The sequence below is a fragment of the Armatimonas sp. genome (assembly GCF_964826245.1).
This window is the reverse complement of record NZ_CBAYMC010000161.1, coordinates 1-10,199: the sequence shown is the minus strand read 5'-3', so window position 1 is coordinate 10,199 and position 10,199 is coordinate 1. Positions and strand designations below refer to the sequence as shown.

General features: G+C 59.3%; 8 protein-coding genes and 2 pseudogenes. 6 read left to right on the top strand and 4 right to left on the bottom strand.

All coding sequences use genetic code 11. The features are described from left to right. Nucleotides 1–253: pseudogene (locus tag AC1XOS_RS15015) on the bottom strand (hypothetical protein); the annotation flags it as partial. Nucleotides 254–366: 113 nt separating this feature from the next. Between AC1XOS_RS15015 and AC1XOS_RS15010 the strand changes: the two are divergent. Beyond that, nucleotides 367–1,710: an MFS transporter gene (locus AC1XOS_RS15010; protein ID WP_481963036.1), complete on the top strand. Its 1,344-nt coding sequence runs from the start codon at nucleotides 367–369 to the stop codon at nucleotides 1,708–1,710. On the opposite strand, the gene AC1XOS_RS15005 is transcribed toward AC1XOS_RS15010, so the two are convergent. Next, complete coding sequence (locus AC1XOS_RS15005) at nucleotides 1,704–3,071, bottom strand: HEAT repeat domain-containing protein (protein WP_481963035.1); 1,368 nt, start codon at nucleotides 3,069–3,071, stop codon at nucleotides 1,704–1,706. The genes AC1XOS_RS15010 and AC1XOS_RS15005 overlap by 7 nt on opposite strands. 91 nt (nucleotides 3,072–3,162) lie before the next feature. Here AC1XOS_RS15005 and AC1XOS_RS15000 point away from each other — a divergent pair, with 91 nt between their 5' ends. Both AC1XOS_RS15000 and AC1XOS_RS14995 read left to right on the top strand, forming a co-directional pair. Next, entirely contained in the window at nucleotides 3,163–3,783 is a 621-nt protein-coding gene (locus tag AC1XOS_RS15000) for a hypothetical protein (protein ID WP_481963034.1), read from the top strand. Nucleotides 3,784–3,831: 48 nt separating this feature from the next. Next, nucleotides 3,832–4,716 (top strand): hypothetical protein, encoded by an 885-nt coding sequence (locus AC1XOS_RS14995; protein ID WP_481963033.1) that lies wholly within the window; start codon nucleotides 3,832–3,834, stop codon nucleotides 4,714–4,716. Nucleotides 4,717–4,939: 223 nt separating this feature from the next. Here the strand turns inward: AC1XOS_RS14995 and AC1XOS_RS14990 are convergent, their stop codons facing one another. Together AC1XOS_RS14990 and AC1XOS_RS14985 are read right to left on the bottom strand one after the other, a co-directional pair. Next, on the bottom strand, nucleotides 4,940–6,187 hold the full coding sequence (locus AC1XOS_RS14990) for a type II secretion system F family protein (protein WP_481963032.1): 1,248 nt from the start codon (nucleotides 6,185–6,187) through the stop codon (nucleotides 4,940–4,942). Next, nucleotides 6,153–7,406 carry a type II secretion system F family protein gene (locus AC1XOS_RS14985; RefSeq protein WP_481963031.1) on the bottom strand — a complete coding sequence of 418 codons (1,254 nt, stop codon included), beginning with the start codon at nucleotides 7,404–7,406 and terminating at the stop codon, nucleotides 6,153–6,155. The genes AC1XOS_RS14990 and AC1XOS_RS14985 overlap by 35 nt, the downstream gene beginning before the upstream one ends. Nucleotides 7,407–7,484: 78 nt before the next feature. Here AC1XOS_RS14985 and AC1XOS_RS14980 point away from each other — a divergent pair, with 78 nt between their 5' ends. The 3 genes and pseudogenes from AC1XOS_RS14980 to AC1XOS_RS14970 all read left to right on the top strand — a co-directional run. Further along, on the top strand, nucleotides 7,485–7,790 hold the full coding sequence (locus AC1XOS_RS14980; protein WP_481963030.1) for a DUF485 domain-containing protein: 306 nt from the start codon (nucleotides 7,485–7,487) through the stop codon (nucleotides 7,788–7,790). Next, nucleotides 7,787–9,733 (top strand): sodium/solute symporter, encoded by a 1,947-nt coding sequence (locus AC1XOS_RS14975; protein ID WP_481963029.1) that lies wholly within the window; start codon nucleotides 7,787–7,789, stop codon nucleotides 9,731–9,733. The genes AC1XOS_RS14980 and AC1XOS_RS14975 overlap by 4 nt, the downstream gene beginning before the upstream one ends. 97 nt (nucleotides 9,734–9,830) lie before the next feature. Further along, nucleotides 9,831–10,199 (top strand): annotated as a pseudogene (locus tag AC1XOS_RS14970) (hypothetical protein); the annotation flags it as partial.

Below are 10,199 nucleotides of genomic sequence, written 5' to 3'. Positions count from 1 at the left end.
TTCCCAAAAACACCCAGCCGATGAGCATGAACAGGCCGTTCTTGCTACTTAGTAGCACAATCCCCAGCCCGATCCCGACCAGCGCCAGAAACGCCCCAAAGCCAATCGAGCGCCCCGGCGTGCTCTCGATCAGCCGCCCCGCCTGCCGTGTCTTCTCGGAAAACAGCAGGCCCACCGCCAAGATCGCCGCCCAAAGCGTCACCAGCACCGTGATCAGAATGGACAAGTAGAAGACCACATCCCCGTTTGTCATAGAACCAACCTCCCCAAGTTGTTGTATATCTGATCCGAGGATACCGTAGAGATGGGCTTTGTTACAGCACTACCTGGGAGGTTTTTCACACGGGGATGTCGAAACTGTCTGTCATGGAACATCCGACGATCCGTAAGGCAGCGCTACGCCTCCTCCCGTTTTTGTTTTTTCTCTATGTGATTGCCTATCTGGATCGCGTGAACGTGGGCTTTGCAGCACTTGATATGAAGAAAGATCTTCACTTCACGGACACCATTTATGGAATTGGCGCGGGAATCTTTTTCTTTGGCTACTTTCTCTTTGAAGTGCCCAGTAACCTGATATTAGAGAAAGTCGGTGCGCGTAAATGGATTGCCCGGATCATGTTCACTTGGGGCGCGATCTCGATGGCAATGGCGCTAGTGCGCGATGTTCCTAGCTTCTATAGTCTGCGTTTCTTGCTCGGGATTGGGGAGGCAGGCTTCTTTCCTGGCGTTCTACTTTATCTCACCTACTGGTTCACGCAGAAAGAGCGCGCTCAGGTTGTGGCGCTCTTCATGACGGCCAATGCAGTTGCCTTTATTATTGGAGCCCCGCTCTCGGGCTGGATTACGCAAGCCACCCATAACTGGCTGGGGCTCTTCGGCTGGCAGTGGCTCTTTATTCTGGAGGGCTTTCCTGCCGTTCTCTTCGGGTTTGTGGTACTCGCCTACCTTCCCAATGGCCCCCACGATGCAAAGTGGCTCACCCCTGAGGAACGGGACTACATTCAGAGTCGCTTGGGGGAGCGAACGGATCGACATAACAGTGACGAGCCGTTAATGCAAGGGCTGAAACGTGACCTTAAGATCGCGGGGGAGCAGCTGCACGATAGCCGAGTACTGCACTGTTTCACCCTTTTCTTTTTGATGGTAGGTGGGATGTATGGGATCAATTTCTGGATTCCACAGATCGTCAAAGACATGAGTGGTGGTGGCTCAGACTTGATAAAAGTGGGTCTGTTGACAGCAATCCCCTATAGTATCTCGGCCTGTGTCATGGTGCTCAATGCGCGTCATTCTGACAAGACCGGGGAGCGGCGGTTTCATATTGCGATTCCGGCGATGATCGGAGCGATTGCCATGGCTAGTTCCGGTTTGCCAGGTCTGCCAGTGTGGGCAAGGCTCGCTCTGATGGCAGTTGCCGCGAGTGGGATGTGGGCGATTTTAGGGCCATTCTGGGCCATCCCTCAGCTCTTTCTGCGAGGTACGGCGATGGCCGCAGGGCTGGCACTAATCAACTCGGTGGGGAACTTGGCAGGCTTTGCGGGGCCGTTTCTAGTGGGCTGGGTCAAGGACAAAACCGGGGGCTTTATGTATCCCCTGATGGTGCTGGGACTCTTTAGCCTCTGCGGAAGCATCTTGGCGATCTTACTGCCGCCAGGCCTCCGCCGCCGCAACGATGCCGAGCCTCTAACGACGAGCTCACGGGATCAGTAGGTTCGCACGCCCTTGCCCAGCGTGTTGTCCCACCGATGGGCTTTGAGATAGTGAAGCGCCGCTCTAAGCGCTTTGGGCTTGCCGGAGCGCTCTAAAATCTCAATCCCAAAGCCGCCGACATAGCCGCAGGGATCGTTGAGCGAGGCGATGACTAAGTCTAATGCTTCGTCGGAGTGCCAGCCGAGCTTGAGAAGCGCACAGATCGCGTTCACTCGCACCTGGTTCTCGCCGGTCCACGTTCGGTAGAGCGGCTCCTGCCAGTCGGGATTGCTCGTGAGCAGGAGGCGGCGCAGCTCGGGGAGGAGCACGGCTTCATCGGCCCCGAGCTGGCCCAGCGCATCCAGGGCCGTTCGAACAACGGGGTGCGAAGGCGAGGTGAGCTTGCCGATCAGCGCGTCTGAGGCGGCGCTTGCTCTCCGTCCCAGCTCGCCCAGCGCAAAGATCGCGTTGAGCTGCACCCACTCCGACGGATGATCCAGCAGGCCCCTCAGAGCAGTGACGGCAGGTGCTCCCAGAGCGGCCAAGGCGTAGGCGGCATCGTCCATCACAATCGCGCTCTCGGCCCAGCCACTATCTGTGCGGCTAGCTAATGCAGCGCACAGCGGAGCCACGGCGGGCTCGCCCAGCGCGGCGAGGGAGTAGATCGCGTGAAGTCGCGCGGGCTCCGGGCCATTGAGTGCGGCCAGGAGCGCGGGGAGCTCAGCGATGTCGGGGACGGGCTGGGTTGGCAGCGCAAAGCTTTCAGGCTCCTCGGTGCGCACGAAGACAAACTTGACCATGTAGCGGGTTTGCTCTAGCAAATTCAGCGAGCCGCCGTGCGCGATATCAAAGTGCACCAGCACGCACGTCCCTGCTGGGCCTGCCGCCTGGAAGCCGCGCACGTAGTCGGCCTCGGTCAGCTCACGGCTGTAGTGCGTGCCCGGAATCAGCTGCGTGGGGCCGTGCTCCTGGGGGGTGTCCTGCGGGTAGTAGAGCACCATCGCGTAGCGGCAGGCGTGGTGCCGAGGCCGGGCGAGGGGGCTGTGAGAGTCCTGGTGCCACCCAATAAATGCATTGGTTCCCGCTCCTGCTTTCACGCCCGTGTCCGTCTGCTGGGCGGGCTCATTATTGTGGCAAAACCGATGGGGATGGAGCACGTAGCCGTTTCCCAGAACTTGAGTGAGCGCCGCAACCAGCTCCGGCGTATCTAGGACTTGCTGAAGCTCGGGGACGGCGGGCAAGATATTGTTCCCCAGATTAAACTCTTGCTTGAGCACAAAGGCAAGCCGCTGCTGGATCTGTGCATGAAGTGAGGCGGGCAGAGCCGGGTGAAGTATCGCATAGCCGTCCCTCAGAAACTCTTGGTGTTGTGCCGTCGTCATAATCTTTGTTGTACCCAACGTGGTATATAATTCGTTTGCGACTTTTCGTCCAGATGAACTTGACGAATCAGACAAACTAAAGGATTATCCGATGCGAATTCCTCACACTCTCAAACCTAGCCTTGCTCTCACCTTGCTCCTCGGGCTGGCGACGCAGCCGATCTCGGGCTGTTTCTCTGGTTGCAATCCAGCACCCAGTGCTCCGCCTCCCGCACCGCCTGTCATGAGCGCCCCGGCTGGCCGATCTGGCATGCCCGATCTTCCCCCTGACCCTCGGGCACTTAAAAATGGTGGTCCGAAGAGTGCTCCCACAAGCTCAGGGGCTGTGGGCACGACGACGCTTCCTGCAAAGCCGGTGCCAGGCAGTGCGCTCAATAAGTTTTTCCCCAATGATGCGGATGGCTACGACCGAATCTTTACCCAAGAGAAAAATGGCTTTGCCATGGCCAACTTAAACAAAGGCGGAAAGACCGTCGCGACGCTCTCGATCAACGACTGCGCCGCGCTGCCCAGTAGCCGCGATAAGTTCAAGTCCGCCGGGCGCTCGGTTGCGGGTAACCCGGCCACCAACGACGGCATGAGCGGAATTGCCATGCTGGTGGGGGATCGCTACCAAGTGAAGATTCGTGCCACGGGCGGCGCTCTCAGCGATGCCGATATGCAAGCGTGGCTGGAGAAGTTTGATCTCAGTGGGCTGGCGGGGCTGAAATAGCCTCCCCCCCTAGCCCCCGTCCAACGGGGGGACAATAAGGAATTTATTATGGAAGATATTAATGTTTATGCAGATCGCCTGCCGACGGCGGGGATCACGATTGGGGCACTGAAGGCGCTGGACTGGGTCGCACCAGGGCAGTGGGACAATATCGTCGGCTTTGAGAACATGCTCTCAGCCTACACTGGCGAGAGCGATCCAGGGCTCTTGCAGCAGGTCTCAGACCGCACGCTCCAGCTCTTTGCCGATCCGGCAGAGGGGTATCAAAGAGCGCTGTGGATCTACCAGGCCGTAGACTCCACCGACCACAAGCTGGGCAATGTCTCCATCGCCCACCAGCTCGGTGAGCGCTTCTCGGCGCTGAAGTTCTTGGAAAAACTCACGCCCAATGACGAGGCGCTTCAGACGGTGGATCTCACGGTGAAAATTGTGGCAGAGCTGACGGCCTTTACCTATGTCAATGGGCTTCCTGGCGACTCGATTGGCGACTTTGTGGCCGCGCTAGGTCAGTACGAGCACGACTCACTGATCCGAATGGCAGCGCTCGTGACCTTCGATGGCCTGCTCCCACTAGGGCCAGAGTTTCTGGATAAAGTGGACAGTAGCCTGCGGGGCTTCTCGGCCAGCCACCTGGAGAGCAACCAGACGTTCAGTGCGCTTAAGTCCATGATCCCCGGCGGCGACACGCTCGGGCAGCTTGGCTTTATCGGGCAGACCTTTGGGGCTGTCTCTGGCTGGATCGGCAACTTTGTACAAGAGCGTGGCCTCACCCCCGAGAACATCTACGAGAGCCTGAAAGGCCGCATTGATGGTTTAGAGGGCAAGATGGATGTCGTCGCCGCGCTGATTGACACCCACACGGACTACTTCACCCACACCGGGACGCAGTCGCTCTGCCGGAGCCTGATGAACCGCGCCATCGCGGAGATCTAATTCCTTTTTTCTCCCCTCCTCCCGTTATCGGGAGGAGGGGCAGGGGGAGGAGGGCAAAACGCAAAAAAAAGCGGTCAATCTAAAGCGATTGACCGCTTCCACAGCACGTGGAGAGAAAAGGAGATCACACAACGAGACTATAACTTACGCTAAAGATTATGTCAAGAGTTCCCGATAAAAAAGTTTCATCTTTTTTTTATGCCCCCAATCGAGTGGGGAGAAGCTAATCGCTCCCGCCACCGTCGGCGGAGCTCATTGCCTGGTTTGCCATTCCCGTATAGGCCTGGATCGCGACCATCAGCACAATCACGGCGGCCACTAAGATCGCTAATACCCCCATCACGGTTGCTAGCCGGTGTGCCTTCATGTCCGCCTCGGACTCTAAGAAATCTGCGACGCGGTTGAGCATCTCATCTAAACTACCCGTGGACTCACCCGTGCGAGCCATCTGCACGGCAATGGGAGACAAGACCCCCGACTGCTCCAGAACGGCGGCGATTCCCTTGCCCGACATCAGGAGTGGCACCCCATCGAGCATCGCCTGAGCAATCGCTCGGTTTCCACAGGCACGCCCTGCGATCTCGACCGCTCGGACAATATTTACGCCTCCGGCAAAAAGCGCCGCGAGTGCTCGGCAGAACCGCGCCGTGGCGTAGCGCCGGGAGACGCCGCCGACACCGGGGATGAACATCTTGACGTTATCCCAAGCGGCACCAAAGGCGGGGAACTGATTCAGGAAGCGTGCCAGCCACCAGAGAAAGGCAAGCGTCACGGCCACAATCACCGCGAACTTGACTTTCTCCAGAACCAGCGCATTGCCCGTCGCTCCCATCCCCGCACGCGTCCACTTCACAATCAGATAGACAATCCCCGCCAGAGAGAGCACGATCTTGGGGTAGAGCGACTCGCGGGAGAGCTTGCGCCGAATCTCGATCTCCCGCTCTAAGTAGTCCGCGAGGCGATTACACATCGTCTCCAGCATGCCGCCCGTCTCACCTGCGCGGATCAGCTCCACCTGCATCGTGGTGAAGACCGCAGAGTAGTTGGCCATCACCTGGGAGAGAGGAGCCCCGTTGGAGATCGTCGCCTGGCACTCACGCAGAATCTTTTTGAGGCGCGTGTGGCGGGTCTGCTGCTCCAGCGCATTCAGCGCCTGGATCAGGGGAACCCCTGAGCGCAGGAGAGTCGCGAACTGCCGGTAGAACATCGCCAGCTCTTGGAGAGGCACCGAGACGGCAAACGGAGCCGCTTCGATCCGATTGGGCTGATCGAGTGAGAGAGGGCGCTGTGGGTTGGGCGTCGGCGGGAGCGTGTGGTCGTAGGTAGTGCCTGGGGGAGCCAGCTCGATCTTACTGGGAAAGAGCCCCTGCTCGCGAAGAGAAGCGGCCGCAAGGCTTGGATTGACCGCTTCAATCAACCCGGAGATCCGCCGCCCCTCATGGTCTTTGGCGTGGTAGGAAAATGTTGGCATGAAATGATTCTTGTGCGATTCCGTCGGCGATCTGGAAGCCCATTTTGTAGATGTAGTAGGTTGCCAGAATCGTGACATAGCCCATCGAGACAATGGTAATGATACCCGCGAGCTGTTTCTGTGACTTGCGCGCGGCATCGGTGGCGCGGGCGGCCTCTTCTTGGTAGAACGCCGTGACCTGATCCAGAGTCTCGGTGAGCTGACCGGTCTGCTGGCCGGTGACCAGGAGCTGGATCGGGTCGTGGTCCATGAGTCCTGTGGCTTGGATGGCGCTGTCGAGCCCCCGCGCCGAACGAATCTCAGGAAGGCCACGCATCAGCTGGCTCCGGAGGACGGAGTTGGGAACCGCATTGGCAGCGGCTTCGTAGGCCACCGACGATCCCACGCCCGCCCGCAGTAGCCGAGAGAGCACGCGGGTAAAGCTGGCAAGTGCCCGTGCCCGGTGGAGCTTGGCCATCACCGGGATGCGGAGCGAGAGCGAGTCGCGCAGGTGGGCTCCGGCGGGGCTGGACCACCACTTCCCACCGAGATGGGCTCCCAGGTGCATCGCGATCCCTAGCGGAACGCAGAGAAATCCCTCCCACTTCAGATAGGTCAGCGCGTGGCCTCGGATATCCTCGAAGTGCTTGGTGTCGATGCTGGGAAACATCGGCTGGAAGAGCAGAACCGACCAGATACTCTGCCAGATCAGAAAGCGCACCCAGCCGAGTCCTTGGCGAAGCGCCGCGTCCTGCTCGGCTCCCAGCGCGGCCTCTTCGCAGGAAAACGGCAGAAAACCACCCGCCTCGCCTGCGGCCACGAGCCCAACCATGTGCGCGGGAAAGAGCCCATTCGTTCTAGCCATCTCTCCGGCCCAAGACGCTCCCTGCGCGACATTCTGTGCCATAACCAGCCCCGCTGCTTGGAGCTGTGGGTTGGCCGTGCGCGGCGCAAGGTTCGAGAGTGCGGCTCCCGGTGTCATCCCTGCATGCAAGAGCGAGCCCATCTGTCGAAAGAAAAGTCCCAGGTCCTCTGCCCGTGCCGCCGGAACAAGTCCTGTCGCCCCCAATAATGGGGGAGCCAGTGTCGGGGTGGGGGGGGCTATGTTCCCCTGAATCTCGATCCGGGTGTAGCCTTTCCCTGAGAGGCGCCGCTCGACCTCTTGTGGGCTGGCGGCATCCATCGCGCCCCGCAGAACGCGTCCATCGGTCTCCGTGGCTTCGTAGCGGAATATTGGCATCGTCTTCTATTGTAACGCGTCGGCGCGGCGTTTGGTTGCGGGCAGGAATTCCCGAGGGGCTCGGTGAACCTGCGGGGCATGAATGATAAGGAATTGTTGCGCTCGGTGATGCGACGGCAGGCAGGGCTGAGCCTGCGGGTGGCAGCGGTATTTCTGGGGATTATCTTTGTCCTGCCGCTCGTCAACCTCTACGCGCCGGAGCTGGCCGCGACCAATGTCGGGGGCTTCTCACTGACGTGGCTGATTCTGGCGGTGCTTTTCTACCCGATCACCTGGGGGCTCTCGGCGTATTTTATCAAGCGCTCTAATGCCCTCGAAGACGCAATTGTGCAAGAACAAGAAAAGCTCCCCCGCGAAGCGGGGGCGGGGGGGGCGAACCGATGATTCCTCTGCTCTTTGTCATTCTCGTCACCGTCGCGACCGTGATCCTGGGGATTGTTGCGACCAAGCGTGCCCAGTCCGCATCGGACTTTTTCGTGGCCGGGCGACAGGTCTCGGTAGGCATGAACGCGTCGGCGATCTCGGGTGAGTATCTCTCGGCGGCGAGCTTTATGGGAGTCGCGGGGCTAATCCTCAAGAACGGCTACGATGCGCTCTGGTACCCCGTGGGCTACGCGGCAGGCTACCTGCTGCTCTTGCTCTTTATCGCCGGGCCGCTCCGCCGCTTTGGTGCCTACACCATCCCGGACTTCGCCGAGGGCCGCTTCGACTCGCCGCTCTTTCGCAAGATTGCGGTGAGCTTTGTCTTGTTCATCGGCTTCTTCTACACCATGCCGCAGATGAAGGGCGCCGGGGTCGCGATGCAGACCATCATGGGCTGGCCCTACTGGGTCGGAATCGTGGTGGTGGGCTCGGTGATTACGTTCAATGTGGCGCTCGGCGGGATGAAAGGCATCACGTTTGTTCAGGCATTCCAGTACTGGGTCAAGCTCTTTGCGATCTCCGTGCCGGTGTTTGTGCTCATGGCGGTCTATGGCGGCTACAGCGGCAAGCTAGGGACCTTCACGGGGGAGCCTAAGGGGATCCCGAAGGTCACCAAAGACACCCCCCTGAAGTTCGTGGGCAAGGACAAGGCTCCCAACAATGCCGTGAGCTTCTCGCCGGGCGCGGAGACGGTGATTACCTTCACCAAAGACACCGAGATTGATAAGATCAGCACCGGACGCAAGCCAGAGCCCGGTGAAGACAAGCTCGATGCAAGCCTAGCGATCCTGCCCAAGCTGGAGGGCGTGGTTCCGGCGGGGACGCAAGTGACGATCCTGCCGCTTGTGGTCACCAAAGCGGGCCAGGCTGTGCTGAGCAAAGAGGGCAGGCCGATCAAGACAGCCCCCAAGCTGGAGTTCGCCAAGCCGACGGAGGCGATTCTCGCCGCCGGGAGCTTTGTGCCCAACACGCAGAACAACGCGAAGTGGGGCCTGCCCTACGGAACTCTGACCAGCAAGCACGGCTTCCCCGTCCTCTATACCTACTCGCTGATTATCGCCCTGATCTGTGGAACCGCGGGCCTGCCGCATATTCTGGTGCGCTTCTACACCAACCCCGATGGGAAGAGTGCGAAAGCGACGACCTTCTGGGTGATGGTGCTGATCGGTGCGTTCTACGCCTTCACCCCGATCTGGGGTGCTCTCGGCCGGGCGGACTTGCCGATGCTCTACGCAAACAACAAGACCGACTCAGTCGTGATTGCGCTCCCAAGAGCTATCGGTGGGGTCTGGGGGGATGTGCTCTCGGGAGTCACCAGCGCGGGCGCATTTGCGGCGTTCATGTCCACGTTCTCGGGGCTGCTGGTCTCGATGAGTGGCGCTCTGGCACACGATATCTACGGCAAGATCATCAAGCCCTCCGCGACTCCCGAAGAGCGCATTAAGATGTTCAAGCTCGCCGCCCTGATCTTCGGCTTCGCTTCGATGGCGCTGGGACTTCTTGTCGAGACGTTTGATATCGCTATGTTGGTGGGCTGGGCCTTTGCCATTGCCGCCGCGAGCTACTTCCCACTCTTGCTTCTCGGGGCGTGGTGGCGTGGGCTGACCATGCCCGGTGCGGCGGCGGGGATGCTAGGAGGTGGCTTGCTCTCGCTGGGGGCGATTATCGCCTTCATGCTCTCGGACAAGAAGATTATCACCATTGACGATCCCCTGACCAAAGCACTCTGTGAGCAGCCCGCGATCTGGGGCGTTCCACTGGCCTTGCTCATTATGTTTGTGGTCTCAAGAGCCACCGCAAAGCAGATCCCCTGGGATGCCGACCTGAAGATGCTACGTCTGCATGCTCCCGAGGCACTCGGACGGAGCAAGGACTATATCGAAGACACGGGTGGCGACCACTAGCAGTGGCACTGCGTGCCGCAAAGCCCGTTGCCAGGCTCCAGAGTCTTTTAGATTTGGGAGCTTTGGGACGGGCTTTTTCTGCTAAAATGCCTTTGATATGGCAATGACTGAGGCAGAGTATCTGGCTAAGGCCAGTGACCCTACCACGACAGGGGATGAGTTGCAGGCCCTTTGGAGCGAGGTGGGAATTTGGGGATTTTCCCTGGGAAATTCGGTGGGACGATCTATCCAAAAGGCTATTGTTCAAAATCCAAATTTGCCCCTATCTCTTGTTCGTGAGTGCTTCGGTGAGCTTGCCCCTGCATTTGCAAGCAACCCAGCGCTTCCTTTGCTGTGTCTGGAGAATCCCAATCTTGCTGAAAATGCACCGGAAGAGACGATTCTTCGACTCCTGAAGCGTGCCGAGATTCCAGGGGTGATTGTTGAGATTCTTTCTCGTCACAAAACCCGACAGGTTCATGAGACG